Raw genomic sequence first — 26,804 nt, forward strand, 5'->3', positions numbered from 1 at the left:
TTCAAGGAGCTGCATCATGTTGCGCATCAAAATCGCTTTACCGGCGTTGTTGTCCGGCGCAGTGCTCAGTGTCGGGGCGCTCGCCGCACCCAGCGTCTACCCCACCGGCGTCACCCGTTACGACCCGGCCAAGGCCTTCAATCAATATGTGATCTTCAGCGGTGCCGACAAGCAGACGCACCTGATCGACATGAACGGCAACGAGGTCAAGAACTGGCCGCAGTCGGGTTTCCCGTCGGCGATCATCGACCCGCAACTGGTCGGTGGCGAGCGCGGCCACGTGCTGCTGCAACTGAGCGAAAAGGATCCGGGCAAGCTCGGTTCCGCCGGCAACGGCCTCGGCAATCAGAGCGTCGGCGAGCTGGACTGGAATGGCAAAGTCGTCTGGCAATGGGGCGACAAGGCCCCCGGTGGTGCGGCGCAACAGCATCACGATCAGCGTCGCCTGAGCAACGGCAACACCGTGGTGCTGGCGAACAAGGTGCACAAGGTCAAAGGCTTCAAAGTGCCCGAGGTGATTGACGATGCGATCTATGAAGTCAGCCCCGCCGGCGAGGTGAAATGGCAGTGGCTGGCGTCGGATCACTTGAACGAATTCGGCTTCACCACCGAGCAGTTGAAGCTGGTTCGCGCCAGTGAAAATCCGGATTATCTGCACATCAACAACCTCAGCCTGGTCGGGCCGAACAAGTGGTTCGATGCCGGCGACAAGCGCTTCAACCCGGACAACCTGCTGATCGATTCGCGCAACGCCAACTTCATCGCGATCATCGACAGGCACAGCGGCAAAGTGGTCTGGCGCCTGGGGCCGAATCTGCCGCTGGCCAATCCGAAAACCGCGCAGAAAATCCCGCGCCCGGTGGACCAGTTCGTCGGCCAGCATGACGCGCACATCATTCCGGCCGGGCTGCCCGGCGCGGGCAATCTGCTGGTGTTCGACAACCAGGGTTCGGCGGGTTACCCGAACGTCACGCTGGGGCTGATTTCCGGCTCGCGGGTGCTGGAGATCGACCCGGTGAAAAATGAAATCGTCTGGCAGTACAGCGCGGCGAATTCGAAGCAGCCGGGGTGGGCGTTCTACAGCTCGTTCATCAGCAGCGCGAGGCGCTTGCCCAACGGCAACACGCTGATCGACGAAGGCATGAACGGGCGGTTTTTCCAGGTGACCGCCAGTGGTGAAAACGTCTGGGAATACGTCAGCCCTTATCTGGGCAAGGCGCCGGGCAGCGATGCGATCAGCAACTGGGTCTATCGGGCCCTTCCTGTGAGTTATGACTGGGTGCCGGCAGGAACGCCGCGTTCGGAGACGGCAGTGATTGCGCCGGCCATTGGTGTGCAACAAACCAACGCCATTCGTTAGTTATTAAGAGTCTTCCGAATCGAAATAAGTTATGAGCGACATGAATAGTGCATATAGCAATTTCGTTGAAAAGTCGCGTGGACAATAAATGAATGTCCAACCATCCTGAGTGTCGTGAGTTTCCAGGAGGAAACTTGCTCTCATCGGAAGACACTTATCCAACGATAAAGGAAATCTCGTTATGTCGAGCATTAATGGCACTTATGTAAATGCCAACTCTGGCGCCAAGCTGGTTATCACCGACGGTAATGATTCCAATGGCAGCTTCAGCGGCACCCTCAGTCAGGGTGGCGTGAATTACGACATCCGTTACGGGAACTACCACTTCCAGAACAGCACCGGCAACCCGACCACAATCGCGGTGCTGGCTCAGAACGGAAATAGTGGTTATCAGACCTGGACGCTGTTTTCGCCTGATCACAACTACGCGAAACTCCGGGCTACCGGCTCCCGCGTGAACTTCGATGGTGAAGTTGTGAACTTGGGTGGTGAGTTTCTGAAGCAATAAGAAATTCCGTAAATCGAAGGTCGATGCATTAAACATGCATCGGCCTTTTTATTTGTCTCTTAAAAAGTTCGTCAACTATCACCTTGGCATTAGTTGTCACTGAATCCCGGGTCACCGATAACCCAATGCCTTGGATGAATACTTTTTATGCCGGGAAAGCATGTCGATTCCGGCGAATCGCTGGAAGCCTTGCAGGCCGTGGCTTTGGCGGAAATGACTGTTTCATATATTCCATAAACATCTATTCATAACATGAAAGATTACTTTCGGAGATAAGCGTCTAGCCCAATGATTGACCCATCGATCACGCCGTGGGGGATTCAACAAGCGGCGAATCGGCTACGCGAAAAAACGCAAAGAGACCGCAGGGAGTAAATCAATGGGCAATGTCCAGACCGCCGCCAGTGCACAGGAGGTGCTGTGGCGCCAGGCGCCGAGCGGCGAGTTGGTCGATCTCGGCCGGCCCCATCGCGTGCCGTTGGGGCAGCTGCGTTTGCAGCGCGCGCCCAAGGGCATTCTGAGCCGCCGCGAAACGATTCTGCTCGGCGTTCTGGCGCTGGTGGTGCATGGCGCGGTGATCTACTGGATCAACCAGCATCCGACACCGGCGCTGCCGATCGTGCCGCCGGAAATTCCACCGATGACCATCGAGTTTTCGCGCCCGGCACCCCCGGCACCACCTGTGGTTGTACCGCCGCCACCGGCACCTGTGGTCGAGCCACCGCCGCCAGTGGAAGACGAACTGGCAACCAAGCCGCCACCAAAACCGAAGCCGATTCCCAAACCGAAACCGGTCGCCAAACCCGTACCGAAACCGGCGCCAAAAGCCGTCGAGCAACCACCGGCTCCGCCACAACCGGCAGCCCCGGTCGCCGCGCCCGCGCCACCTGCACCACCGGCACCTGCTCCGGTGACGCCGGCCTCGGCCAACGCGGCGTACCTGAAGAACCCGGCGCCGGAGTATCCGTCGCTGGCCCAGCGTCGCGGTTGGGAAGGCACGGTGTTGCTCCGGGTGCACGTACTGGCCAGCGGCAAACCGGGCGAGATCCAGATTCAGAAAAGCAGTGGCCGGCAACAACTCGACGACGCGGCGCTGGACGCCGTGAAGCGCTGGAGCTTCGTGCCGGCCAAGCAGGGTGATGTCGCCCAGGACGGCTGGGTCAGCGTACCCATCGATTTCAAGATTCATTAAACCGAAACCAATTTCGCGCTAAACGTTTACACGAGGGAACACATCATGACGTTACTGGCATCTCCACTGGAATCCATCGAAAGCGCGGTGATCTGGCTGCTGGTGGTCTTCTCTGTCGCCACTTGGGGCCTGGCATTGCTCAAGGCTTTGCAGTTCGGCCGGTTGAAGGCGCAGGACCGAAAATTTCACAAACGCTTCTGGGCGGCGTCGAGTCTGGACTCCGCCGCCGAGTTGAGCGAAACCCAGCCCGGCGCGGCAGCGCGGGTGGCACAGGCCGGTTATGCGGCGATACAAGTGGGCGAGGCGCCGCAGGCCAATGACCTGAGCCAGGCGATCAATCATCAGGATCGCCTCGAACGTGCCTTGCGCCAGCAGATCGTCCGCGAGCGCCGTTCGCTGGAAACCGGTCTGGCGGTGGTCGCGAGTATTGGCAGCACCTCGCCGTTCATTGGTCTGTTCGGCACGGTGTGGGGAATCATGGAAGCGTTGAAAGGCATCAGCGCGGCAGGTTCGGCGAGCCTGGAAACGGTCGCAGGGCCCATCGGTGCAGCGCTGGTCGCCACCGGGGTGGGGATCGCGGTCGCGGTGCCGGCGGTGCTGGTTTACAACTACTTTTTGCGTCGTCTGAAACTGACGGCGGCGGACCTGGACGACTTTGCCCACGACTTCTACAGCCTGGCGCAAAAGAGCTCGTTCCGCGTACTGATCCACCCGACCGCGCACAAGGCTGCGGCCCAGGGCAACGCAACAAAAGTGAAGGAGGCGTCCTGATATGGCCTTCTCCACGCAAGACAGCGACGAGGTGCTGAGCGAGATCAACGTGACGCCGCTGGTGGACGTGATGCTGGTGCTGTTGGTGGTGTTCATCGTCACCGCGCCGCTTTTGACCAACGCGATACCGATCAACCTGCCGAAAACCGAAGCGGTGGCGCCGGTCGAGCAGAAAGACCCGTTGGTGGTGAGCATCGACGGTGCTGGAAAACTGTTTATCAACAAGGACGAAATCCAGCCGGACCTGCTGGAGTTCAACCTCAAGTCGGCCAAGGCCAAGGACCCGGAAGTGCGCGTGCAATTGCAGGCCGACGACGGGGTGAATTACGGCGAAGTGGCGCGAGCCATGGCTTCGATTGAGCGGGCGGGCATCACCAAGCTGTCGGTGATCACTGCACGATAAGGGTTTCACGTTTTTCCGGGGCCGTCTCCTTGGCAGGGTGCGGCCCCTTTTTTTGCCCAATGCTTAATATGCTTTTCAGGTCTTAATAAATAGCTTCTTATTCCTTAACGAATATATATCCCGTCCCTATACTCGTTCAGGAACAGACACGACGCAGGAGAGCTCCCCCATGCGCAACGAATCAATCCGTTATCTGATTGTGCCGGGCTGGCAAGGATCGCCAGAAGATCATTGGCAAACCCACTGGCAGAACAGCCTGCCCAACAGCGCGCGGGTGGAGCAGGCCGATTGGCTGACACCGCGTCGTGAAGACTGGGTCGCGGCGCTGGCCGAGGCGATTGCCGCCGACAGCTCGCCGGTGATTCTCATCGCGCACAGCCTGGGCTGCATCACCGTGGCGCACTGGGCGGCCACCGCGCCACTGCATCATTTGCGTCAGGTGCGCGGGGCGCTGCTGGTCGCACCGGCGGATGTCGAGCGCCCGGCGTGCGTGCCGGCACTGCGCAATTTCGCACCGATCCCGACCGATCTGCTGCCCTTCCCGAGCCAGGTCGTCAGCTCCGACAACGACGCCGCCGTCAGTGCGCCGCGTGCGCTGGAACTGGCGCGCAACTGGGGCGCCGAGGCGGGGATTCTCGCAGGTGCCGGCCATATCAACGTGAAGTCCGGGCATCAACGCTGGGAGCAGGGATTCGCTTATCTGTATCGCCTGCAAAACCGCATGGAACACCACGCCCGGCGCCGTGCCTGACCACTTTTGTTTTTTCAACGCCCCCGTCTCCCGGCGATTTGGGGCGGGAGTCTGCCATGAGTTTTGAAACCTTCGGCCAGCCGTTGCTGACCTTTCCCGATGCGGAAAAAAGTCCCCTGAGCATTCGCGCCAAGGCGCTGGTGTTCGTCGATCCACGCTCGCGCCAGTTGCGCGAGGAAATGGCCCAGCTCGCACCGCGCTCGATCTCGGTGTTGATTCGCGGCGAGACCGGCACCGGCAAGGAATTGCTCGCCCGCCACATCCACCGCGCCAGTGATCGCAGCGGCTTGTTTGTCTCGGTCAATTGCGGGGCGATCAGCCCGACCTACGCCGATGCCGAATTGTTCGGCTACGCCGCCGGCAGCTACAGCGGCTCGGCCAGCAGTCGCGCCGGCTGGTTCGGTTCGGCCAACGGCGGCACCTTGTACCTGGACGAGATCGGCGACCTGCCGCTGCCGATCCAGATCAAATTGCTTTCCGCCCTGGAAAACCACGAAGTCACCCGCGTCGGTGCGCATCAACCGAGCCCGGTGGACGTGCGCCTAGTAGCGGCGACCAGCATCGATCTGGCGCAAGCGGTGGCGGCAGGGAAATTCCACGAGCGGCTTTATCACTATCTCAGCGAAGGCCATCTGGAACTGCCGGCATTGCGCGCGCGGGTCGGCGACATTCTGTCGTTGGCCGAGTACTTCCTCGGCATCTACAGCCAGCGTCTGGATCTGCCGGTGCCGCTGATCAGCGAGGCGGCGCAACAGGTGCTGGAGCAACACAGCTGGCCGGGCAACACCCGGGAGCTGGAAAACGTCATTCATTTTGCGCTGCTGGTGAGCACCGGCGACGAAATCCTGCCGGAGCACCTGAACCTGCCCGAGGTGTCTGGGCCGCTGGTTCAGATCGAGCGTCAGGTGGCGAGCGTCAGCCTCAACGGCACTGCCGACGAACGTAAGGCATTGAAAGAATTGCTGTTGAGCCTGAGCGAGGCGTTGTAACCATTTTGTTCAACATGAACAAAATGGAATATGAAGCTGAATAAACGTTATTGTCCGGGAATAAAAAATCCCGGTATTGTCCGCTTCACGCCAGCAGTAGCACATCGCTGGCACACGTATTAATGCCGTCGTCGATGACGACCGATTTTCGATAAGGACACTGCATGAAAAAGGTTCTGTTGTTTACCGCATTGGCGGCTGCTCTGACTGCTTCCCTGGCCCAGGCCGGCGAGAAACTGGTTGTTGCTGCGACGCCGGTACCGCACGCCGAGATCCTCGAACTGATCAAGCCGACCCTCGCCAAAGAAGGCGTGGATCTGGAAATCAAGGTCTTCACCGACTACGTACAGCCGAACGTACAGGTGGGCGAGAAGCGTCTGGACGCCAACTACTTCCAGACCAAGCCTTACCTGGACAGCTTCAACGCCGGCAAATACAAGGACGACAAGGCCAAGTACCTGGTGACCGTGCAAGGTGTTCACGTTGAACCGTTCGGTGGCTACTCGAGCAAGTACAAGACCCTGGCCGAACTGCCGGACGGCGCCACCATCGCCATTCCGAACGAAGGCAGCAACAGCGGTCGCGCACTGATCCTGCTGCAGAAAGCCGGCCTGATCGAGCTGAAAGATCCGAAGAACGCCCTGGCCACGCCAAAAGACATCGCCAAGAACCCGCACAACTTCAAGTTCAAGGAACTGGAGTCGGCCCTGCTGCCGCGCGTTCTGAAAGAAGTCGATCTGGACATGATCAACACCAACTACGCGCTGGAAGCCAAGCTGAACCCGACCAAGGACGCCCTGGTGATCGAAGGTGCTGATTCGCCTTACGTGAACTTCCTGGTTGCCCGTGAAGACAACAAGAACAGCGATGCCATCAAAAAACTGGCCGCTGCCCTGACCAGCCCTGAAGTCAAAGCGTTCATCGAGAAGAAGTACAACGGCGCGGTGCTGCCGGCGTTCTGATCCGACGCAACAGCAACCCCCTTCAAGGTTGAAAAAAGACGCCGATGACCAGCGATGGTCATCGGCGTTTTTTCTTGCGTGTGGATAACTCAGGCAGCGCTGGTTTTCAGCGCCCTGCGCAAAGCCACCAGCCATTTCACGAAATCCTGCGGGTCCGGTCGCTGCGGCACTTTTACGTCCATGTTCTCTTCCTTGTTATGGGGTTGGCCGGGGGAGTCTGGCCAAAAGCTGTTCGTCCTTGGAGGGCTTTTACGAAAAAAAGATCCGTCCTACAGCGAAAGGAAAAATAGCCTTCTTATTCTGTCGGGGCAAACCCGCAGGATAGTTTTTTGCGTGATATCAATATGCTTTAACGGTATTTAAATTCTTTTTCTTATACCTTTAAAGTCGGTGCCTGCCGGACAGTTACCCGCTGTCCATGGACTGTACCACCGTCGCTTACCGAGCGGCGTCAGGATGTTTCATGACCTTCGATTACGCATTTATCCTCAGCACCCTGCCGGCGTTTCTCAAAGCCGTGGGCGTGACGCTGCAGGTCGGTTTGATCGCCATTGGCACCTCGCTGCTGGTGGCGTTGCTCAATGCAACGATTCTGGTGTTCCGCACGCCTTACCTGCAAAAACTGGTCGGGCTGTATGTGGAACTGGCGCGCAACACGCCGCTGCTGATTCAGTTGTTCTTCGTCTACTTCGCGCTGCCGGCCCTTGGGATCAAGGTTTCCGGATTCAGCGCCGCGATCATCACCATGACGTTTCTCGGCGGGGCCTACCTCACCGAAGTGCTGCGCGCCGGCGTCGATGCGGTGCCCCAGACGCAGCTTGAATCGGGCCGCTCAATCGGCCTGTCCCACGGTCAGTTGCTGCGCTACGTGATCCTGCCGCAAGCGGGGATCCTCAGCCTGCCGTCGCTGTTCGCCAATTTCATTTTCCTGCTCAAGGAGACCACCGTGGTCTCGGCAGTGGCGGTGCCGGAAATTCTCTACACCACCAAAAGCTACATCGCGCTCTACTACAAAACCTACGAAATGCTCGCCGTGCTGACGCTGATCTGCGTGCTGCTGTTCCTGCCGCTGTCGCTGCTGTTGAGCCGTCTGGAAAGGAGGCTCCAGCATGGCCAGTTCGGGTCTTGAACTGCTCTGGGTGTCGTTGCCGCAACTGGCCAAAGGCGCCGGGCAAACCCTGTCGATCTCGTTCCTCAGTATCGCCATCAGCACCGTCGGCGGCGTGCTCTACGGCGTGCTGCGCACGCTCAACGTGACGTGGCTGAACGCGCTGCTGCGGATCTATCTGGAGCTGTTCCGGGCGATCCCGGTGCTGGTCTGGTTGTACCTGCTGTTTTTCGGCCTGCCAATTTTCTTCGGCCTGAGCCTGCCGAGCTTCTGGTGTGCGGTGTTGGTGCTGTCGCTGTGGGGCGCCAGCGAGGTTGGCGAAGTGGCGCGCGGTGCGCTGCATTCGTTGCCGCGCGGGCAGCGTGAGGCGGGGCTGTCGATCGGTCTGAACGCGGCGCAGCTCTACGGCTACGTGTTGCTGCCTCAGGCGCTGAAACGCATGACGCCGCCGACCATCAACGTCTACACGCGGATCATCAAGACCAGTTCGCTGGCGGTGCTGATCGGCGTTGTCGATGTGATCAAGGTCGGCCAGCAGATCATCGAGCGCACCTACGAATCGGTGCTGATCTACGGCGCGCTGTTTCTGTTTTTCTTTTTTATCTGCTACCCGCTGTCGGCCGCCTCGCGCGTGCTGGAGCGGCGCTGGACGCAAGCATGAGCGCATTGATCGAGTTTCAGGGTTTCAACAAATTCTTCGGCGAACAGCAGGTGCTCAAGGGCATCGACCTGCAGGTGAAGTCCGGCGAAGTCATCGTCATCCTCGGCCCCAGCGGCTGCGGCAAAAGCACCTTGCTGCGCTGCCTCAACGGTCTGGAAACCGCCCACAGCGGTCACCTGAAGTTCGCCGGCCGTGAATTGCTGGACAAGGCCACCGACTGGCGCGAAGTGCGTCAGCAGATTGGCATGGTGTTCCAGAGTTATCACCTGTTTCCGCACATGAGCGTGCTCGACAATTTGCTGCTCGGCCCGCTGAAAGTGCAGAAGCGCGAACGCCGCGAAGCACAGCAACAAGCCGAAGCGTTGCTCGCGCGCGTCGGCCTGGCGGACAAGCGCGACTCCTTCCCGCGCCAGCTCTCCGGCGGCCAGCAGCAACGCATCGCCATCGTCCGTTCGTTGTGCATGAACCCGCGGGTCATGCTCTTCGACGAAGTCACTGCCGCCCTTGATCCGGAGATGGTCAAGGAAGTGCTGGAAGTGATTCAGGGCCTGGCCCGCGAAGGCATGACCCTGTTGATCGTCACCCACGAAATGGCCTTCGCCCGCGCGGTGGCCGATCGCATCGTGTTCATGGATGGCGGGCGCATCCTTGAGCAGAACCCGCCCGAGCTTTTCTTTACGAACCCGCAAACCGCACGCGCGCAGCAGTTCCTGGAGAAGTTCTCCTACGTCGAAGCGCTGACTTCAACGACTTCGCCCACAACGACTCAACCCAAGGAACTGGAACTGCCATGAAAACTGCCAAAGCCCTATTTGCTTTACCGCTGATCAGCCTCGTGCTGCTGGCCGGCTGCAACAAGACGGAAGAACCGGCCAAGCCGAAAGTCGCCACCGAAAGCACCGCACCGGCCGGTTACCTGGACAAGATCAAAGCCCGCGACAAGCTGATCGTCGGCGTATTCACCGACAAGCCGCCGTTCGGTTTCGTCAACGAAGCGGGGCGTTACGTCGGCTTCGATACCGACATCGGCCGTCAATTCGCCAAGGATCTGCTGGGCGATGAAAACAAGGTCGAGTTCGTGGCCGTGGAACCGGCGAGCCGTATTCCGTTCCTGCAAAGCGACAAGGTCGACCTGATCCTCGCCAACATGACCGTGACCCCGGAGCGCAAGGAAGCGGTGGAATTCACCAACCCGAACCTCAAGGTCGCGGTGCAGGCGCTGGTGCCCCAAGGCAGTGAGGTGAAAAAGCTGGATGACCTGGCGACCCGCACCACCATCGTCACCACCGGCACCACCGCCGATATCTGGCTGACCAAGAACCACCCGGACTGGAAACTGCTGAAGTTCGAGAAAAACTCCGAGTCCCTGCAAGCCCTGGCCAACGGCCGTGGCGATGCCTACGCGCAGGACAATCTGGTGCTGTTCAGCTGGGCCAAGCAGAACCCGGGCTACCGCGTGCTGGACGAAAAACTTGGCGCCGAAGCGCCGATTGCCCCGGCGGTGAAGAAGGGCAATATCGAATTGCGCGACTGGGTGAATACTGAACTGGCCAAGCTTGGTGAGGAGAAATATCTGCTCAAGCTGTATGACCAATATGTGCGTAAAGAGCTGAGTGATGACACCAAGCCCGAGAGCGTGATTGTTGAGGGTGGGAAGTGGCAGGGCTGATTGCCTGACAGGTCGGCGGTGAGGATGCAGAGCAACCCCTCACCCCAGCCCTCTCCCGGAGGGAGAGGGAGCCGACCGAGGTGTTTTGAGAGTTACATCGACCTGAGACACCGAGTCGATTATGGATTCACAGAAGCACTTTCAGGTCGGCGTAACTCTTGAGCTTTCCCCAATCGGTTCCCTCTCCCTCCGGGAGAGGGTTAGGGTGAGGGGCTCTCCAACTGACACACCTAATCAGGCCAATTCCACGCCGGCTCATCCAGAACCCTCTGCCCGACGATCCCCGTCTGGCCGAGGGTTTTTTCCAGCACGATGCAATTGCATTCCGGGTCTTCCTGCAACGCCGAAATCAATCGCCGGGCATGGGACACCACCCACACCTGACACTGCTCCGACACCCGTATAATCAAGCGCGCCAGCGCCGGCAGCAGATCCGGATGCAGGCTGGTTTCCGGTTCGTTCAGCACCATCAGCGACGGCGGGCGTGGCGTCAGGAGCGCGGCGACCAGCAGCAGATAGCGCAACGTGCCATCCGACAGTTCCGCCGCCGACAACGGCCGCAGCAATCCTTCCTGAAAGAACTCGATAGCGAAGCGTCCGCCTGCCAGCGGCGCAATGTTCAGCCGTGCACCGGGAAACGCATCGCTGATCGCCGCCTGCAGCGCCTCGGGATCGCCGATCTCGCGGATGGTCTGCAACGCCGCCGCCAGATCGCGCCCGTCGTGATGTAGCACCGGCGTGCGCGTGCCCAGTTGCGGCTGGCGCACCGGGGCGTCGGCGTCGCTGCGAAAGTGGTCGTAGAAGCGCCAGCGGCGGATGAACTCACGCATCTGGAAAACTTCCGGCGAGGTACGCAGGCTGCCGACCTGATCGAACAGGCTGTCGAAGTTCGGCGTGTATTGCGCCAGAACATCCCAGCCACGACCTTCACGGGTACGGATCATCGGCCCGTCGCGATCCACCAGCAGACTGGCCGGACGATAGAGCGGCCCGGCCCAGATGCATTCCTTTTTGATTTCCGGGTCGAGGGAAAAAAACGAGAGGCTTGGCTCCGGCAAACCCAGGGCGATCGAATAGCTGAAATCTTCCCCGGCAAAGCCCAGACGCAGGCGTTTCACACCCTGGCGCACGGTGGACTGGATCGGCACCTCGCCGTTGCGCATGCGCCGGCTGATGGTTTCCGGTCCGGCCCAGAAGGTCGAGTCGAGACCACCCTCACGGGCCAGCGCATTGACCACGCCGCCCTGAGCGGTTTCCGCCAGCAGCCGCAGCGCCCGATAAAGGTTGGACTTGCCGCTGCCGTTGGGGCCGGTGATCAGGTTCAGACGGCCCAGCGGAATCACCAATTTATTGATCGAGCGGTAATTGGCCACCGCGAGGGTCTTGAGCATGAAAATTCTTCTTGGGTGCCCCGAAATCCGGATCAGGATACTCGCTGCACAGAAATGCATATATCGCCCGGACGAAGGTTGAACCCTGTTCTAAGCTCACAGTCGTATCGTCACTTGCACGTTCGTACACAGGAAGGAGTCTGCATGGCGAGTCCCGGATTGAAAACAGCGGTCATGCTGAGTCTGTTCGCTTTATTGAGCGCATGCGGCGATAAAAAGGCCCCCGCCGAATACCTGCCCAGGGTCTTCGTGCAGGAGGTCAACCCCGCCAATTACGCCGCCGCCGTGACCCTCACAGGCGATGTTCAGGCTCGCGTGCAGACCGAACTGTCGTTCCGGGTCGGGGGCAAGATCATCCAGCGCATGGTCGATGTCGGTGACCGCGTCTCGGCCAAACAAGTGCTGGCCAAGCTCGATCCGAAGGATTTGCAGACCAACGTCGACTCCGCCCAGGCCCAGGTAGTGGCCGAGCAGGCGCGGGTCAAACAGAGCGCCGCCGCGTTCGTCCGCCAACAGAAACTGTTGCCCAAGGGCTACACCAGCCAGAGCGAATACGATTCGGCGCAGGCCGCCTTGCGCAGCAGCCAGAGTGCCTTGAGCGCGGCCCAGGCGCAGCTGGCCAACGCCAAGGATCAACTGAGCTACACCTCGCTGATTGCCGATGCGCCGGGCGTCATCACCGAGCGTCAGGCCGAAGTCGGCCAGGTGGTTCAGGCCACGGCACCGATTTTCAGCCTGGCCCGGGACGGTGACCGCGACGCCGTGTTCAACGTTTACGAATCCCTGCTGGCCGAGCGGCCGGCGGAGCGTTCGATCGTCGTCAGCCTGCTCGACAACCCCGCCATCAAGACCACCGGCACCGTGCGCGAAATCACCCCGGCGGTGTCCGCGCAATCCGGCACGGTGCAGGTCAAGGTCAGCCTCGACAGCCTGCCGCAGGGGATGCAACTGGGCTCGGTGGTGAGCGCCACGGCCAAGGGCACCGGCAAGTCGGCCGTTGAATTGCCCTGGTCGGCGCTGACCAAGAACGTCAGCGATCCGGCCGTGTGGATGGTCGACGATAAAGGCGAAGCGCAGTTGCACAACGTCACCGTCAGCCGCTATCTGATCGGCAAGGTCATCATCAGCGAGGGCCTCAAGGGCGGGGAAAAAGTCATTGTCGCGGGTGGGCAGTTGCTGCATCCGGGCATGAAGGTCGAAATTGCCGAAAACACCTACAAGGATCTGCAACCGGGAGCACAGCCATGAAGCGTCTGGGGCTGTTATCCATTGGCGTGTTGCTCGCCGCCTGCTCGAAAAGCGAGCCACCGCCGGAGCCGGTACGGCCGGTGTTGTCGGTCAAGGTCGAAGCGATGAGCGAGGAAAACCTCGGGCGTTTCGCCGGCAGCATTCAGGCACGCTATGAAAGCAACACCGGTTTTCGTGTCGGCGGGCGCATTGCCAGCCGTAACGTCGACGTCGGTACCGAGGTGCAGAAGGGCACGCTGCTCGCTACCCTCGATCCGACCGACCAGCAGAACCAGTTGCGTTCGGCCCAGGGCGACCTGGCCAGGGTTCAGGCACAGCTGATCAACGCCCAGGCCAATGCCCGCCGTCAGCAAGCGCTGTTCGACCGTGGTGTCGGCGCGCAGGCGCAACTGGACATTGCCATGACGGACCTGAAAACCACCCAGGCTTCGCTGGATCAGGCGCGCGCGGCGGTCAACCAGAGCAAGGATCAACTCGATTACACCCAGCTACGCTCCGACCACAAGGCAGTGGTCACCGCGTGGAACGCCGAGGCCGGGCAGGTGGTGACGGCGGGCCAGCAAGTGGTGACCCTGGCGCAACCGGACATCAAGGAAGCGGTGATCGATCTGCCGGACACCCTGGTCGATGAGATACCTCCTGACGTGGTGTTTCTGGTGGCCGGGCAGCTCGACCCGAGCATCAACTCCACGGCCACCCTGCGCGAGATCGAACCCCAGGCACAAAGTGCGACGCGCACCCGCCGCGCACGGTTGACCCTGGCCAATACGCCCGACGGCTTTCGCCTCGGCACCGCGATCAGCGTCACCCTCAGCTCGGCGATCAAGCCGCGTATCGAATTGCCCGTCACCGCGTTGCAGGAGGTCGACGGAAAAGCGCGGATCTGGGTCATCGACACCCAGAGCAAAACCGTCAACCCGCGCGACGTCAGCGTGATCAGCCGCACCGATAGCAGTGTTGTACTTGCGGGGGGCGTGAAGAACGGCGAGCGTGTGGTCAGCGCCGGCGTCAACAGTCTCAAACCCGGACAATCCGTGAAACTTGACGAGGACAGTCAATGAAAGGCTCTTTCAATCTCTCCGAATGGGCCCTCAAGCATCAGTCTTTCGTCTGGTATCTGATGTTCGTCGCATTGCTCATGGGGGTGTTCTCCTACTTCAATCTGGGGCGCGAGGAAGACCCGTCGTTCACCATCAAGACCATGGTGATCCAGACCAAATGGCCGGGCGCGACCCAGGAAGAAACCCTCAAGCAGGTCACCGACCGCATCGAGAAAAAGCTCGAAGAACTCGATTCCCTCGACTACGTGAAAAGCTACACGCGCCCCGGCGAATCGACGGTATACGTGTACCTGCGCGACACCACCAGCGCCAAGGACATTCCGGAAATCTGGTACCAGGTGCGCAAGAAGATCGACGATATTCGCGGGCAGTTTCCTCAAGGCATTCAGGGGCCGGGATTCAACGACGAATTCGGTGATGTTTTCGGCTCGGTCTACGCCTTCACCGCCGACGGCCTGACCATGCGCCAGTTGCGCGATTATGTGGAACAGGCGCGGGCCGAGATCCGCAATGTGCCGGGGCTGGGCAAGATCGAAATGATCGGCCAGCAGGACGAAGTGATTTACCTGAACTTCTCCACCCGCAAACTCGCGGCGCTGGGCATTGATCAGCGCCAGGTGGTGCAGAGCCTGCAATCGCAGAACGCCGTGACTCCGGCCGGTGTCATCGAGGCCGGCCCCGAGCGGATTTCCGTGCGGACTTCGGGGCAGTTCGCTTCGGAGAAAGACCTGGCCGAGGTCAATCTCAAACTCAACGACCGCTTCTATCGCCTGGCAGACGTCGCCGACATCACTCGCGGTTACACCGATCCGGCCACGCCGGAATTCCGTTTCGACGGCAAACCGGCGATTGGGCTGGCAATTGCCATGCAGAAGGGCGGCAACGTTCAGGAATTCGGCAAGGCTCTGCACAAGCGCATCGATGAACTGACGGCGGATCTACCAGTCGGCGTCGGGGTGCACACGGTGTCGGATCAGGCCGTGGTGGTGGAGGAAGCCGTCGGCGGCTTCACCAGTGCGTTGTTCGAAGCAGTGGTGATCGTGCTGGTGGTCAGCTTCATCAGCCTCGGCGTGCGCGCCGGGCTGGTGGTGGCGTGCTCGATCCCGCTGGTGCTGGCGATGGTGTTCGTATTCATGGAATACAGCGGCATCACCATGCAGCGGATTTCCCTCGGCGCTCTGATCATTGCCCTCGGCCTGTTGGTGGACGATGCGATGATCACCGTGGAAATGATGGTCACGCGCCTGGAAATGGGCGAGAGCAAGGAGGAGGCCGCGACATTCGCCTACACCTCGACCGCGTTCCCGATGCTCACCGGTACGCTGGTGACGGTCGCCGGTTTCGTCCCCATCGGTCTCAACGCCAGTTCTGCCGGCGAGTACACCTACACGCTGTTCGCGGTGATTGCCGTGGCGATGATCGTGTCCTGGATCGTGGCGGTGTTCTTCGCCCCGGTGATCGGCGTGCACATTCTCAGTACCAACGTGAAAGCCCATGAGGCCGAACCGGGGCGCGTTGGCCGCGCATTCAATGGCGGTTTGCTGTGGTGCATGCGCAATCGCTGGTGGGCCATCGGCATCACCGTGCTGTTGTTTGTGCTGGCGGTGTTCTGCATGCGTTTTGTGCAGAATCAGTTCTTCCCGTCCTCGGATCGACCGGAAATCCTGGTCGACCTCAACCTGCCGCAAAACGCCTCGATCGACGAGACCCGCAAGGCCGTCGACAAGCTCGAGGCCACGCTCAAGGGCGACGCGGACATCGTGCGCTGGAGCACCTACATCGGTCAGGGTGCGATCCGTTTCTACCTGCCACTCGACCAGCAATTGCAGAACCCGTACTACGCGCAACTGGTGATCGTCAGCAAAGACTTCGAAGCCCGCGAGGCCCTGAGCCAGCGCCTGCGCGAACGGCTGCACAAGGACTTCGTCGGCATCGGCAGTTACGTGCAGGCGCTGGAAATGGGCCCGCCGGTGGGGCGTCCGATCCAGTACCGGATCAGCGGCAAGGACATCGACCAGGTGCGCAAACACGCCATCGACCTGGCGACTGAACTGGACAGGAACGAGCACATCGGCGAGATCATTTACGACTGGAACGAGCCGGGCAAGGTCCTGCGAATCGACATCGCCCAGGACAAGGCGCGCCAGCTCGGGCTGTCGTCCGAGGACGTGGCGAACCTGATGAACAGCATCGTCAGTGGCGCGCCGCTGACCCAGGTCAACGACGACATCTACCTGATCAATGTGGTCGGTCGCGCGGTGAGTTCGGAACGCGGTACGCCAGAAACCCTGCAGAACCTGCAGATCGTCACGCCCAACGGCACGTCGATTCCGCTGCTGGCCTTCGCCACGGTTCGTTATGAGCTGGAGCAGCCGCTGGTGTGGCGTCGTGATCGCCTTCCGACCATCACCATCAAGGCGTCGGTGCGTGACGAGATTCAGCCGACCGATCTGGTGAAACTGTTGAAGCCGTCCATCGACGCGTTCGCCGAAAAACTGCCCGTTGGCTACAAGGTCGCCACCGGCGGTACGGTCGAGGAGAGTGGCAAGGCCCAAGGGCCGATTGCGAAAGTGCTGCCGTTGATGCTGTTTTTGATGGCGACTTTCCTGATGATCCAGCTGCACAGCGTGCAGAAGCTGTTCCTGGTGGCCAGTGTCGCGCCGCTTGGGCTGATCGGCGTGGTGCTGGCGCTGGTGCCGACCGGTACGCCGATGGGCTTCGTGGCAATCCTCGGGATCCTGGCGCTGATCGGCATCATCATCCGCAACTCGGTGATCCTCGTGACCCAGATCGACGAGTTCGAGCGCAAAGGCTACGCGCCGTGGGATGCGGTGGTGGAAGCCACCGAGCACCGACGTCGCCCGATCCTGCTCACCGCCGCGGCGGCGAGCATGGGCATGATCCCGATCGCCCGGGAAGTGTTCTGGGGGCCGATGGCCTACGCGATGATCGGCGGGATCGTGATTGCGACCCTGCTGACGCTGCTGTTTCTGCCAGCGCTGTACGTGGCCTGGTACAAGATTCGCGAGCCGAAGAAGGACGCTTCGCCATCGGCACAGTGAGTACGCCTGTTACATATTTGCGAAGGGCCTGACTTACAGCGTCGGCGTATTCGGTTAACGTCCCTCCTCCTTTAGGAGAAGGGACGTCTGATGCTTACCGTTACCTGCTGGCTGCGCGCGCTATTGCTGATTGCCGGTTTATGCCTGTCGTCCCTGTCCTGGGCCGACACATTATTGGAAAACTCGTTGTGGCACGTGCAACTCGATCCGGCAACGCTGGCTGTCCGTGTCACGCCTGCAAACGATGCGACGGTGCAGGTCTCGGCGGGCGTTGCCGCACATAAGGTCAGCCACTTGATCAGGCGTGGTGATCGCATCGATTGGCAATGGGATGACGGGGCCTGGACCCTCAGCGCGAGCCTGGATCAACATGAACTGTCCTTCTCGATCACCGCGCGTGAACCCGCGGAACTGGAATTTCTTCGTCAGCCCGCCAGCGTGATGGGCAAGGGACTGATCTGGCCCCTGGCCGAGGGGCACTATGTGCCGCGTGGCGATCCGGTGTGGCAGGCATTCCTTTTGAGTCAGGGCGAATTCAATACCACTCAGGATCTGAGCCTGCCGCTGTGGGGTGTTGAGCATGACGGATTCAGCCTGCATTGGCTGATGACCAATCCCTTCAACAATCGGCTGTTGTTCAGTGCCCAAGGCGAGGCTTTGGCACTTTCCGCCCGGCATCGCTTCACCTCACTCGATCCGTCCGCACCATTGACGTTCACGCTGTTCCTCGGGGCGGACGACCCGTTGGCTGGTGCCAAACGCTACCGGCAATGGCTGATCGATAACGGTCGCTATGAAACTCTGAGCAGCAAATTCGAGAAAACGCCTCAGGCGAAGCGGCTGCTGGGTGCCAGTCATCTGTACCTTTGGGGCAACGATCTGCTGGGGGCCAAAGATGTGCGCAGTTGGCCCTTGCTGCTCGACACCTTGCGTGGCGGTGGCCCACTGGCCCGTGAGCTGAAAACGGGAATGGACCGTGAGGCGTTGCAGACTCTCGTCACCGACAGGGAGTTGAGCGGGTATCAGAAAACCGTGCTTTTACGCGGTCTCAACCGTGCCGTGAATACCCTGGCGCGCAAGACCTGGCAGGCCCGAGCGGTGCCGGACATGCAGGCTCTCGTCAACGGTTACGCTGAAGTCCGCGCGAAAGTGGCGTCCGACCTCGGTGAGGCGCTGACGCCCGAACCCGAACGCTGGGGCAGCACCTTGTCACTGGATACGATCAAGCAATTACAGAACGCCGGGCTGTCCCGTTTGTGGTTGGGACTGGGTGAAGGCTGGGAGGGTGGCCTCTGGCACCCCGAGACGATCAAGGCCGGCGTGGCGGCGGGTTATCTGATCGCGCCGTACGATTCCTATGAGACGGCGCTGAGCCGCAGCGAGAACCCTGACTGGACCACGGCACATCTGGGGGACAAGGCGAATCTCGAGTGCGCAATCGTGAAGGGCGACGGAACGTTGAAAAGCGGTTTCCAGCAATCTGGGCATTACACCGACCCCCGTTGCGTGCGACCGCTGCTTGAGCAGCGCGTCGAAGCGATTCGCGACGCCGCCGGTTTCAACAGCTGGTTTCTCGATGCCTATGCCACCGGCATGCTGTTCGACAGCTACCGTCCCGGAGCAACGATGACCCAGGCACAAAATGCTGAAGGCAACATCGGCGCATCACGCTGGATCAATGAAGTATTGAAACTGCCCACCGGTTCAGAAGATGGCAACGCAACGACCGCGAAAGGCGTGTTGTTCGCCCATGGCATGCAGACACCAGTGATCGGTTGGGGTGACGTCGAAATGAGCAAGAACACCAAGTCCAGGTATTTTGCAGGCAAGTGGTATCCGCCGGAGCAGCCAGAGGTTTTCTTCAAACCTGTGCCGATCAAAGAGTCGTTGCGGCGTATTCACTTTGATCCGGCCAGCCGTTTGCCGCTGTACCAAGCGGTTTTTCATGGCTCGGTGATCACGTCCCACCATTGGCTGTTCGATAGCCTGAAATTGACCAACGTTCGGGCGGACAACGAGCTCGCTCAGCTTCTCTACAACGTTGCGCCGCTGTATCACCTCAGTGTCGATACGTTTGCGCAGCGATTGCCGCAGATTGCCGGTCAGGATGCGTTCTTCCGGCCTTTGCATGAACGTCTGGCAACTCAGGCGCTCACCGGTTTCGAATGGTTGAGTGCGGACCGGCTGGTTCAGCAGACATCCTTTGAAGACGGCACGCGATTGCTGGCCAATTTTGATGTGCAGGCGCGTGAGGTGCAGGGGCAGACAGTGCCCGGGCAGAGCATCATGGTGCGCACACCCGGGAGTGCACCAACCTGGTTTCAGGTTGAAGCGAGGCCCTGAGATTCATTCCTTGCGCCAGACACTCGCCAGCCAGGGCTGCTGCTCACGCGGTAGCCCCGCCGGTCGGTAGTAATGTTCCAGCTCGACGAACCCGGCAGCGGTCAACAACCCGCGCCAGGCTTCAAGATCGTGATACGAGCCATAACGCGGCCCGTTCCAGCCTTCACGGTTATCCCCACGCGGATTGGAACTGAACAGCACGCCGCCCGGTTTCAATGTCTCGTGCAGTTGCTTCAAGACCCGGGGCAACTCCTGCAACGGCACATGAAACAGCACCGCATTGGCGAAGATCCCGTCGAAGCGTTCTGCCGGCAGATCCAGCTTCAGAAAGTCCTGGCACCACACTTCACAGCCACTGTCTTCTCGCGCCATCTGCGCGAATTTCTCCGCGCCGTCGAGGCCGACGGCGACGTGTCCCATCCGGGTGAATGTCTGCAAATCGCGCCCCGGCCCGCAGCCGAAATCGAGGATGGAGAATGGCGCGTCACCCTGGATGTGCCGCAACAGGGCGTCGATGTTTTGACTGACATCGTGATCGCGGGTGCCTTCACGAAAATCCTCGGCCACCGAGTTGTAGTGGCCGAGGGTGGTGGAGGTGATCTGTTCCAGATCGATGGGCGTCTGCTTCATGGTCGGACTGCACTGGCAAAGGAATCTGCCGACTATACGCCATGCCATTCAGCGCTTGTTCAACCCTCGCGCCAGACGATCACCGCCCAGTTGAATCACTGCCACCAGTGCCACCAGCAATACGATCACGGTCAGCATGATCTGGCTGTCGAAGCGCTGATAGCCGTAGCGATAGGCGATGTCGCCCAGGCCGCCGGCACCTATCGCCCCGGCCATGGCCGAGGAGTTGATCATCGTCACCAGGGTGATGGTGAAACCGCCGACGATTCCCGGCAGCGCCTCGGGCAGCAGCACATGCCAGACGATGTGCCAGCGCCGGCAGCCCATAGCCTGCGCGGCTTCGATCAGGCCGTAGTCGACTTCACGCAGGCTCACCTCGGCGATCCGCGCAAAGAACGGCGTGGCTGCGATGGTCAACGGCACGACCGCCGCCCACACGCCGTACGTGGTGCCGACGATCAGCCGGGTGAACGGAATCAGCGCCACCATCAGGATCAGAAACGGGATCGAGCGAAACAGGTTCACGAACGCACCCAGCGCGCGATTGAGCACCGGTGCTTCGTAGATCCCGCCCTTGTCGCTGGTGACCAGAATCACCGCCATCGGAATACCCGCCAGGAGTGCGATCAGCGACGACACGCCGACCATCAGAAACGTGTCGATAAAACCCTGCAGCAAGCGATCAAACCACATAACCCAGCACCTCCGTGCGTTGTGCCCACTGGCTGGCACGCTGACGCAATTCCTCGGCGTTCAGCTTTGAGCCCGCCACCGCCAGCAACAGTTGCCCGAGCGCGTGGCCCTGAATCCGTTCCACGCCGCCCTGGAGCAATTTCACCCGGCCACCGAGCGCGGCGAACAGTGCGGCCAGATCCGGTTCGTCCTGCTGGCTGCCGGTGAACTGCAAACGCAGCACCACGGATGCATCAGGCGACGACGGTTGCGTCTGCAAACGGTTTCGCAATTCTTCGGGCAAAGCGTACTGCAACGGCGCGAGCAAGGTCTGGCTGACCTCGTGCTGTGGGTTGCCGAACACTTCCCAGACCGGGCCCTGCTCGACGATGCGGCCGTGTTCGAGCACGACGACGCGGTCGCAGATTTCCCGGATCACCGCCATCTCGTGGGTGATCAGCACGATGGTCAGGCCCAGGCGTTTGTTGATCTCGCGCAGCAGGCCGAGGATCGACTGGGTGGTTTCCGGATCGAGGGCCGAGGTGGCTTCGTCGCAGAGCAGAATGTCCGGGTCGTGTACCAGCGCGCGGGCGATGCCGACACGTTGTTTCTGGCCACCGGAAAGCTGCGCCGGATACGCCTTGTGCTTGGCTTGCAGGCCCACCAGTTCCAGCAGTTCGCGAACCTTTTTCTCCCGTTGTTCTTTCGGGACACCGGCGACTTTCAGTGGCAGTTCGACGTTCTGCCACACTGTTTTCGCCGACATCAGATTGAAGTGCTGAAAAATCATGCCGATCCGCCGGCGCAGGGCGACCAGGCGATCCTCGTCGTACTCGCCGATGTCCACCTGATCGATCAGCACCCGGCCCGAGGTCGGTTGTTCGAGGCGGTTGATGGTGCGGATCAGCGACGACTTGCCGGCGCCGCTGCGGCCGATGATGCCGAACACTTCACCGCGCTGGATCGCCAGGTCGATGCCTTGCAGGGCGGCGACCGGGCCTTGTTTGCCGTCGTAGGTCTTGCCGAGCCCGACGAAGCGCACATGGGCGCGGTTCAGTTCAGGATGCAGTTCGGTGCGCTGTGCCAGCGCGGGTGGCTCTGGAAGATCCAGTCGCCGTTGAATGGCCGCGGTCATCCTCAGCTTTCCCAACCGGCCTGGTACAGCTTGCCGTGAGCCTTATCCAGCGCAGCGCGTACGGCTGGCGAATGTTGGTAAATGTCGACGAACTTGATCAGGCGCGGGTCGGTTTTACTTTTGGGCTGGATCACGAACTGGATCACGTATTCCTTGTGGTCGAGGCCGTCGAACAGCAGTGCAGAGCCGGCGTCGAAAGTCTTCGCCAGACGGATGTAGGCCGGATAGCCCTGGACCAGGTCGGCGTCATCGTAGGCGCGCACCAGTTGCACGGCTTCGACTTGCAGGATCTTGATCTTCTTCGGGTTGGCGACGATGTCGTCTTCGGTAGCCTTGTAGCCGACGCCCGGTTTGAGGGTGATCAGACCGGCCTTGGCCAGCAGTTGCAGGCCGCGTCCGCTGTTGATCGGGTCGTTGGCGATGGCGACGCTGGCGCCCTCAGGCAGCTCGTCGAAGCTTTTGTATTTCTTCGAGTACAGGCCGACGTTGTTGATGATCCCCGGGGCAAACGGCACCAGGTCGAAACCGGAGGCGGCCTTGGCGTTTTCCAGGAACGGGATGTGCTGGAAGTAGTTCACGTCAATGTCACCGGCGGCGAGGCTGACGTTCGGTGCGATCCAGTCGGTGAACTCCACCAGCTCGACTTTCAGGCCCTGTTTGGAGGCTTCTTCGACGGCGGCTTCCAGCGGAATCGCGAAGGCGGCGGTGGTGCCGATTTTCAACGGAGCATCGGCGGCGAACACCGCCGAGCTGAACAGGCCGAAGGCCAGGGCCAGTGCTTTGACTGGGTGGGACAGGAGCTTCTTGGTCATGGTGGTTTTCCAGTCAGTGCGAGGAGGAGTGTCGGTAGTGGGCGCCGGTGTGTTGCTGCGGCAGATGCGCTTCGCCATGAAACAGTTTTTCCCGCAGGCTGCCGGTGTCGTACGCGGTCTTGTACGAGCCGCGCCGTTGCAGTTCCGGAATCACCAGGTCGATGAAATCCACATAGCTTTCCGGGGTGACGATGCGAGTCAGGTTGAAGCCGTCTAGGCCGGTTTCGGCGATCCACGATTCCAGTTCATCCGCCACTTGCTGCGGCGAGCCGACCACCGTGATGTAGCGCCCGCCGAGGGCGTGCTGGTCGAGCAACTTGCGGCGGGTCCAGTCGTTGTTCTGCAGGTTCTTGGTGGCGGACTGGATCGCGTTGCTCTTCACGTACTGGATCGGCTCGTCGATTTCGTATTGGGAGAAGTCGATGCCAGTGGACGCCGAAAAATGCGCCACGCCCGCTTCGGCGCTGGCGTAGCTCAGGTATTCGGCGTGCTTTGCCCAGGCCGCTTCCTCGGTTTCGCCGACGATCACGTTCAGGCCCATGAACACCTTGATGTCCTCGGGGTTGCGACCCGCTTCGACGGCGCTGGCGCGGACCTTGTCCACCTGCACCTTGGTCGATGGCTTGTTCTGGCCGCTGATGAACACGCACTCGGCATGACGCCCGGCGAACAGCAGACCGCGATCAGAACTGCCGGCCTGGAACAGCACCGGCGTGCGCTGCGGTGACGGTTCGCACAGGTGATAACCCTCGACCTGATAGAACTCGCCCGTGTGTTCGACCTTGTGCACCTTGTCTGGCTGCGCGTAGATCCGCTGCTGCGCATCGTTGAGGACCGTACCGTTTTCCCAGCTGCCTTCCCAGAGTTTGTAGAGCACTTCGAGGTACTCGTCGGCCTGGTCGTAACGCCGGTCGTGCTCGACCTGTTCACTGAGGCCCATGGCCTTGGCGGCGCTGTCCAGGTAACCGGTGACGATGTTCCAGCCCACCCGCCCACGGCTCAGGTGATCGAGAGTCGACATGCGTCGGGCGAACAGATACGGCGGCTCGTAGGTGAGGTTGGCGGTCAGGCCGAATCCGAGGTTTTTGGTCACTGCGGACATCGCCGACACCAGCAGCAGCGGATCGTTGACCGGCAGCTGGATCGACTCTTTCAGGGTGACGTCCACCGAGTTCTGATAGACGTCGTACACGCCGACGATGTCGGCGATGAACAGCCCGTCGAACAGCCCGCGCTCCAGCAGTTGCGCCAGTTCGGTCCAGTACTCGATGGTCTTGTACCGGGTCGAGGTGTCGCGAGGATGCGTCCACAGCCCATGGTTGATGTGGCCGATGCAGTTCATGTTGAACGCATTGAGCAGGATCTTTTTCTTGCTCATCAGATGGTCCCTCGCAGCGGAGGGTTTTCATCGTTGAGGTAGTAATTGCCCACCGCGTGATACTTCCAGCGTACCGGGTCGTGCAGGGTGTGCACCCGGGCGTTGCGCCAGTGGCGGTCGAGGCCGTGCTCGATCAGGGTGGCCTGGCTGCCGGCCAGTTCGAACAGGGTGCTGCCGGCGGCCAGGGAGATTTCGGTGCTGATCGCCCGTGCTTCGGCGACGGCAATCGAGGCCGCTGCAACCGTCTCGGCATTGGTCTCGACCTGGGCCGCATCGAGGAATTCGCCGGCGCGTTCGAGCAGGGCTTCGGTGGCGTGCAGGCGAATGCTCAGGTGGCCGAAGCTCTTGAGGGTCAGCGGGTCTTCGGTGGCTTTGTCGTTACCCGAATCGATCCATGGCCGGGTCTTGCTGCGCACGAAGTGCAGCGCATCTTCGTAGGCGGCGCGGGCGATGCCGGTGTCGATGGCGGCGTGAAGGATCTGCGCCAACGGGCCGACCGGAGTCGGGCGCTCGAAAGCGCTCTGGAACGGAATGACGTCTTCGGCGGCGACATACACGTTTTCGAATACCACCGAGCCGCTGCCGGTGGTGCGCTGGCCGAAGCCGCTCCAGTCGTCGATCACGGTCAGGCCTTTGCTGTCGCGAGGGACGAAGGTCAATTGCTGCACGCCGTTTTCATCCACCACGGACGTTGGAATGCGTTGGGCGTAGATCGCACCGGTCGCATAGAACTTGCGACCGTTGATGCGAAAACCGCTGCCGTCGCGCTTGAGGCTAGTGACACGGTCATGGGCGGTCTTGGTGCCCAGTTCTGCCAGGGCATTGCCGAAGCGCTGGCCGGCGAGGACTTCGGCGTACAAACGTTGTTTCTGCTCGTGGCTGCCGTTCACCCGGAGCACTTCGAGGGCATAGAAATGGTTCTGTGGAATCTGCCCCAGCGAGCCGTCAGCCCGGGCAATCAGGGCGATGACTTTGGCCAGGGTCACGTTGGAAACGCCGGCGCCGCCGTACTCCTTGGGCACGCTGATGCCCCACAGGCCGGAGCGGGAAAACACGTCGAGTTCCGGCAGCGGCAGGCGGCGTTCGCGGTCACGCAGGTTGCTGTCGCGCTGGAAGTCTTCGGCCAGGTCGCTGGCGACGATCAGGGCTTGCTCGTCGCTGGTGATGACCGCGACGGGATGGGAAAAGGTCATAGGTTTTCTCCAGATGTCTGGTCGTCAGATCCAGGAATGGCGAGCCGGCAACTTGCCGTTGAGGCGATAAGCGCCGACCGCGTGGTACTTCCAGCGCACCGGGTCGTGCAGGGTGTGCACCCGGGCGTTGCGCCAGTGACGGTCGAGGTTGAATTCGGCGAGGGTCGCGCGGCTGCCGGCCAGTTCGAAGAGTTTTTCGCTGGCCAGCAGCGAGATCTCAGTGGTCAGCACCTTGGCTTCGGCCACGGCAATCGAGGCGCGGGCGGCGGACTCGGCGGTCAGTGGCGCGGCGTGCACCTGATCCAGCACCTGCCCGGCCTTGCGCAACAGCGCTTCGGCAGCGTGCAGTTCGATTTTCAGCTTACCGATGTCGGCGATCACGTAGAGATCGTCGCTGGCGCGCTCGACGTTGGCGTCGATCCACGGCCGGGCGCGAGTCTTGACGAACTCGATGGCGTCATCAATGGCGCCACGGGCGATGCCGGCGTCGATCGCCGCTTGAATCAGCTGCGACACCGCGCCTTGGGTGTTGGGTTTTTCGTTGATCTTCCAGTTGTCCACCACGAGGCCGGCATCGACCCGCACGTTGTTCAACAGGATCGTGCCGCTGGCGGTGGTGCGCTGGCCGAAACCGGACCAGTCATCGACGATGCGCAATCCCGGCGTGCCGCGACGGACAAAGGCCAGGACTTGCTTGCCGTCATCGTTGAGCGCCTTGACCGCCACCCAGTGGGCGAACAGGGCGCCGGTGGAATAGAACTTCTGGCCGTTGATCACGTAGTCATCGCCGTCAGCGGTGATGCGCGCTTTCAGTTCCAGGGTGTCCTTGGTGCCGCGTTCAGGCCCGGCATTACCGATGCGCCAGCCTTCGAGCACGCTCTGCAACAGTTGTTTTTTCTGCTGTTCGGTGGCGCTGCCGAGGATCAGGTTGATGATGCCGAACTGGTTTTGCGGGATCTGTCCCAGTGCCGGGTCGGCCGCGGAAATGATCGCGAACACTTCGGCCAGGGTCACGAAGGAAACCTGCGGGCCGCCGTACTCGCGCGGAATCGCGATGCTGCCGAGGCCGCTGCGGGTGAACTGTTCGATTTCCGACCACGGCAGCTTGCGCTGACTGTCACGTTTGGCGGCCTGCACGCGGGCGACTTGCGCCAGCTCATGGGCGGCCTTGATGGCTTGAGCGTCGTTGCGCAGCACTTGTGCGGGCAACAACAACGGGGCGATGTCCAGGTCACTCTGGACGTTTGCGTCTGCCAGACTGGACATCAGTGCCGCTCCTTGGCTGCACGCAATGCCCTGGCGATCTGCACTGGGGTGATTGTGTTCCGGACCATGTTACCTACCTCACATCTCATGAAAAACGCCGCAAAAGTGCGGCGAACGAAAGAATGTCCGGTGGTCCGGTTCATATACCCTAAGCGCGTATAAAATTTAAATAAACTAACTTTTAGGAATATGTATAGAAGGGGGCGTGGTCCGGTTGGTTAAGCGGGCGGCGGCGAGGG

General features: G+C 60.9%; 24 protein-coding genes. 16 read left to right on the top strand and 8 right to left on the bottom strand.

The genetic code is table 11. From position 1 onward, the window contains the following. The first annotated feature begins 16 nt into the window (after positions 1-16). The 12 genes from L6D82_RS00055 (at position 17) to L6D82_RS00110 (ending at position 10,374) form a co-directional block, all read left to right on the top strand. A complete protein-coding gene (locus L6D82_RS00055; protein ID WP_236187787.1) occupies positions 17-1,360 on the top strand; it encodes an aryl-sulfate sulfotransferase in 1,344 nt (447 codons plus the stop codon). 181 nt (positions 1,361-1,541) lie between these two features. Continuing rightward, positions 1,542-1,868 (top strand): hypothetical protein, encoded by a 327-nt coding sequence (locus L6D82_RS00060; protein ID WP_039764506.1) that lies wholly within the window; start codon positions 1,542-1,544, stop codon positions 1,866-1,868. Between the two features lie 379 nt (positions 1,869-2,247). Further along, on the top strand, positions 2,248-3,060 hold the full coding sequence (locus L6D82_RS00065; protein WP_041475106.1) for an energy transducer TonB: 813 nt from the start codon (positions 2,248-2,250) through the stop codon (positions 3,058-3,060). Positions 3,061-3,105: 45 nt separating this feature from the next. Then, the gene (locus L6D82_RS00070; RefSeq protein ID WP_007952775.1) at positions 3,106-3,831 is read left to right on the top strand and encodes a MotA/TolQ/ExbB proton channel family protein; all 726 of its coding nucleotides are present in this window, start codon (positions 3,106-3,108) and stop codon (positions 3,829-3,831) included. A 1-nt stretch (position 3,832) separates the two neighbouring features. Then, positions 3,833-4,234: an ExbD/TolR family protein gene (locus tag L6D82_RS00075; RefSeq protein WP_003220570.1), complete on the top strand. Its 402-nt coding sequence runs from the start codon at positions 3,833-3,835 to the stop codon at positions 4,232-4,234. Between the two features lie 169 nt (positions 4,235-4,403). After that, on the top strand, positions 4,404-4,985 hold the full coding sequence (locus L6D82_RS00080; RefSeq protein WP_007952774.1) for an alpha/beta hydrolase: 582 nt from the start codon (positions 4,404-4,406) through the stop codon (positions 4,983-4,985). A gap of 56 nt (positions 4,986-5,041) precedes the next feature. Continuing rightward, entirely contained in the window at positions 5,042-5,974 is a 933-nt protein-coding gene (locus L6D82_RS00085) for a sigma 54-interacting transcriptional regulator (protein WP_064592681.1), read from the top strand. 164 nt (positions 5,975-6,138) lie between these two features. After that, positions 6,139-6,936, top strand: a complete 798-nt coding sequence (locus tag L6D82_RS00090) for a MetQ/NlpA family ABC transporter substrate-binding protein (RefSeq protein ID WP_011331930.1) — start codon at positions 6,139-6,141, stop codon at positions 6,934-6,936. A gap of 463 nt (positions 6,937-7,399) precedes the next feature. Continuing rightward, positions 7,400-8,065, top strand: a complete 666-nt coding sequence (locus L6D82_RS00095) for an amino acid ABC transporter permease (RefSeq protein WP_102718549.1) — start codon at positions 7,400-7,402, stop codon at positions 8,063-8,065. After that, positions 8,046-8,705, top strand: a complete 660-nt coding sequence (locus tag L6D82_RS00100) for an amino acid ABC transporter permease (RefSeq protein ID WP_007952770.1) — start codon at positions 8,046-8,048, stop codon at positions 8,703-8,705. The genes L6D82_RS00095 and L6D82_RS00100 overlap by 20 nt, the downstream gene beginning before the upstream one ends. After that, on the top strand, positions 8,702-9,499 hold the full coding sequence (locus L6D82_RS00105) for an amino acid ABC transporter ATP-binding protein (protein WP_134021934.1): 798 nt from the start codon (positions 8,702-8,704) through the stop codon (positions 9,497-9,499). The genes L6D82_RS00100 and L6D82_RS00105 overlap by 4 nt, the downstream gene beginning before the upstream one ends. Further along, positions 9,496-10,374 (top strand): transporter substrate-binding domain-containing protein, encoded by an 879-nt coding sequence (locus L6D82_RS00110; protein WP_134021936.1) that lies wholly within the window; start codon positions 9,496-9,498, stop codon positions 10,372-10,374. The genes L6D82_RS00105 and L6D82_RS00110 overlap by 4 nt, the downstream gene beginning before the upstream one ends. A 230-nt stretch (positions 10,375-10,604) precedes the next feature. On the opposite strand, the gene L6D82_RS00115 is transcribed toward L6D82_RS00110, so the two are convergent. Further along, on the bottom strand, positions 10,605-11,765 hold the full coding sequence (locus L6D82_RS00115; RefSeq protein ID WP_085746320.1) for an AAA family ATPase: 1,161 nt from the start codon (positions 11,763-11,765) through the stop codon (positions 10,605-10,607). A gap of 144 nt (positions 11,766-11,909) precedes the next feature. Between L6D82_RS00115 and L6D82_RS00120 the strand changes: the two genes are divergently transcribed. The 4 genes from L6D82_RS00120 to L6D82_RS00135 all read left to right on the top strand — a co-directional run bounded on the left by L6D82_RS00120 (position 11,910) and on the right by L6D82_RS00135 (position 19,479). Beyond that, positions 11,910-13,013: an efflux RND transporter periplasmic adaptor subunit gene (locus L6D82_RS00120; RefSeq protein ID WP_236187788.1), complete on the top strand. Its 1,104-nt coding sequence runs from the start codon at positions 11,910-11,912 to the stop codon at positions 13,011-13,013. Next, positions 13,010-14,074 (top strand): efflux RND transporter periplasmic adaptor subunit, encoded by a 1,065-nt coding sequence (locus tag L6D82_RS00125; RefSeq protein WP_085746321.1) that lies wholly within the window; start codon positions 13,010-13,012, stop codon positions 14,072-14,074. Before L6D82_RS00120 ends, L6D82_RS00125 begins: the two co-directional genes overlap by 4 nt. After that, positions 14,071-17,136, top strand: a complete 3,066-nt coding sequence (locus tag L6D82_RS00130) for an efflux RND transporter permease subunit (RefSeq protein WP_085746322.1) — start codon at positions 14,071-14,073, stop codon at positions 17,134-17,136. Before L6D82_RS00125 ends, L6D82_RS00130 begins: the two co-directional genes overlap by 4 nt. Before the next feature lie 90 nt (positions 17,137-17,226). Next, positions 17,227-19,479 (top strand): glycoside hydrolase, encoded by a 2,253-nt coding sequence (locus tag L6D82_RS00135; protein WP_236187790.1) that lies wholly within the window; start codon positions 17,227-17,229, stop codon positions 19,477-19,479. A gap of 3 nt (positions 19,480-19,482) precedes the next feature. On the opposite strand, the gene L6D82_RS00140 is transcribed toward L6D82_RS00135, so the two are convergent. Genes L6D82_RS00140 through L6D82_RS00170 form a run of 7 tightly spaced genes read right to left on the bottom strand, consistent with a single transcriptional unit; the run spans position 19,483 to position 26,565 of the window. After that, positions 19,483-20,109, bottom strand: coding sequence for a class I SAM-dependent methyltransferase (locus tag L6D82_RS00140; RefSeq protein ID WP_236187792.1), 627 nt, complete (start codon positions 20,107-20,109; stop codon positions 19,483-19,485). A gap of 48 nt (positions 20,110-20,157) precedes the next feature. Next, positions 20,158-20,802 (bottom strand): methionine ABC transporter permease, encoded by a 645-nt coding sequence (locus tag L6D82_RS00145; protein ID WP_102718558.1) that lies wholly within the window; start codon positions 20,800-20,802, stop codon positions 20,158-20,160. After that, positions 20,792-21,916: a methionine ABC transporter ATP-binding protein gene (locus L6D82_RS00150; protein WP_236187794.1), complete on the bottom strand. Its 1,125-nt coding sequence runs from the start codon at positions 21,914-21,916 to the stop codon at positions 20,792-20,794. Before L6D82_RS00150 ends, L6D82_RS00145 begins: the two co-directional genes overlap by 11 nt. 2 nt (positions 21,917-21,918) lie before the next feature. Then, positions 21,919-22,728, bottom strand: coding sequence for a MetQ/NlpA family ABC transporter substrate-binding protein (locus tag L6D82_RS00155; protein ID WP_007952748.1), 810 nt, complete (start codon positions 22,726-22,728; stop codon positions 21,919-21,921). 13 nt (positions 22,729-22,741) lie between these two features. Beyond that, entirely contained in the window at positions 22,742-24,106 is a 1,365-nt protein-coding gene (locus tag L6D82_RS00160; protein ID WP_236187796.1) for an LLM class flavin-dependent oxidoreductase, read from the bottom strand. After that, positions 24,106-25,299, bottom strand: a complete 1,194-nt coding sequence (locus tag L6D82_RS00165; protein ID WP_236187799.1) for an SfnB family sulfur acquisition oxidoreductase — start codon at positions 25,297-25,299, stop codon at positions 24,106-24,108. Before L6D82_RS00165 ends, L6D82_RS00160 begins: the two co-directional genes overlap by 1 nt. Before the next feature lie 24 nt (positions 25,300-25,323). Then, positions 25,324-26,565, bottom strand: a complete 1,242-nt coding sequence (locus L6D82_RS00170) for an SfnB family sulfur acquisition oxidoreductase (RefSeq protein ID WP_236187800.1) — start codon at positions 26,563-26,565, stop codon at positions 25,324-25,326. Positions 26,566-26,804: the final 239 nt, after the last annotated feature.

This window comes from Pseudomonas paraglycinae (genome assembly GCF_021601625.1).
GTDB lineage: Bacteria > Pseudomonadota > Gammaproteobacteria > Pseudomonadales > Pseudomonadaceae > Aquipseudomonas > Aquipseudomonas paraglycinae.

Excerpts from the sequence above, each read along its gene's own strand:
- L6D82_RS00100 (WP_007952770.1), top strand. The coding sequence starts at position 8,046 with ATGGCCAGTTCGGGTCTTGAACTGCTCTGGGTGTCGTTGCCGCAACTG.
- L6D82_RS00055 (WP_236187787.1), top strand. The coding sequence starts at position 17 with ATGTTGCGCATCAAAATCGCTTTACCGGCGTTGTTGTCCGGCGCAGTG.
- L6D82_RS00160 (WP_236187796.1), bottom strand. The coding sequence starts at position 24,106 with ATGAGCAAGAAAAAGATCCTGCTCAATGCGTTCAACATGAACTGCATC.
- L6D82_RS00095 (WP_102718549.1), top strand. The coding sequence starts at position 7,400 with ATGACCTTCGATTACGCATTTATCCTCAGCACCCTGCCGGCGTTTCTC.
- L6D82_RS00170 (WP_236187800.1), bottom strand. The coding sequence starts at position 26,565 with ATGTCCAGTCTGGCAGACGCAAACGTCCAGAGTGACCTGGACATCGCC.
- L6D82_RS00125 (WP_085746321.1), top strand. The coding sequence starts at position 13,010 with ATGAAGCGTCTGGGGCTGTTATCCATTGGCGTGTTGCTCGCCGCCTGC.
- L6D82_RS00070 (WP_007952775.1), top strand. The coding sequence starts at position 3,106 with ATGACGTTACTGGCATCTCCACTGGAATCCATCGAAAGCGCGGTGATC.
- L6D82_RS00130 (WP_085746322.1), top strand. The coding sequence starts at position 14,071 with ATGAAAGGCTCTTTCAATCTCTCCGAATGGGCCCTCAAGCATCAGTCT.
- L6D82_RS00135 (WP_236187790.1), top strand. The coding sequence starts at position 17,227 with ATGCTTACCGTTACCTGCTGGCTGCGCGCGCTATTGCTGATTGCCGGT.
- L6D82_RS00165 (WP_236187799.1), bottom strand. The coding sequence starts at position 25,299 with ATGACCTTTTCCCATCCCGTCGCGGTCATCACCAGCGACGAGCAAGCC.
- L6D82_RS00120 (WP_236187788.1), top strand. The coding sequence starts at position 11,910 with ATGGCGAGTCCCGGATTGAAAACAGCGGTCATGCTGAGTCTGTTCGCT.
- L6D82_RS00115 (WP_085746320.1), bottom strand. The coding sequence starts at position 11,765 with ATGCTCAAGACCCTCGCGGTGGCCAATTACCGCTCGATCAATAAATTG.
- L6D82_RS00075 (WP_003220570.1), top strand. The coding sequence starts at position 3,833 with ATGGCCTTCTCCACGCAAGACAGCGACGAGGTGCTGAGCGAGATCAAC.
- L6D82_RS00065 (WP_041475106.1), top strand. The coding sequence starts at position 2,248 with ATGGGCAATGTCCAGACCGCCGCCAGTGCACAGGAGGTGCTGTGGCGC.
- L6D82_RS00155 (WP_007952748.1), bottom strand. The coding sequence starts at position 22,728 with ATGACCAAGAAGCTCCTGTCCCACCCAGTCAAAGCACTGGCCCTGGCC.
- L6D82_RS00150 (WP_236187794.1), bottom strand. The coding sequence starts at position 21,916 with ATGACCGCGGCCATTCAACGGCGACTGGATCTTCCAGAGCCACCCGCG.
- L6D82_RS00060 (WP_039764506.1), top strand. The coding sequence starts at position 1,542 with ATGTCGAGCATTAATGGCACTTATGTAAATGCCAACTCTGGCGCCAAG.
- L6D82_RS00105 (WP_134021934.1), top strand. The coding sequence starts at position 8,702 with ATGAGCGCATTGATCGAGTTTCAGGGTTTCAACAAATTCTTCGGCGAA.
- L6D82_RS00110 (WP_134021936.1), top strand. The coding sequence starts at position 9,496 with ATGAAAACTGCCAAAGCCCTATTTGCTTTACCGCTGATCAGCCTCGTG.
- L6D82_RS00090 (WP_011331930.1), top strand. The coding sequence starts at position 6,139 with ATGAAAAAGGTTCTGTTGTTTACCGCATTGGCGGCTGCTCTGACTGCT.
- L6D82_RS00085 (WP_064592681.1), top strand. The coding sequence starts at position 5,042 with ATGAGTTTTGAAACCTTCGGCCAGCCGTTGCTGACCTTTCCCGATGCG.
- L6D82_RS00140 (WP_236187792.1), bottom strand. The coding sequence starts at position 20,109 with ATGAAGCAGACGCCCATCGATCTGGAACAGATCACCTCCACCACCCTC.
- L6D82_RS00080 (WP_007952774.1), top strand. The coding sequence starts at position 4,404 with ATGCGCAACGAATCAATCCGTTATCTGATTGTGCCGGGCTGGCAAGGA.
- L6D82_RS00145 (WP_102718558.1), bottom strand. The coding sequence starts at position 20,802 with ATGTGGTTTGATCGCTTGCTGCAGGGTTTTATCGACACGTTTCTGATG.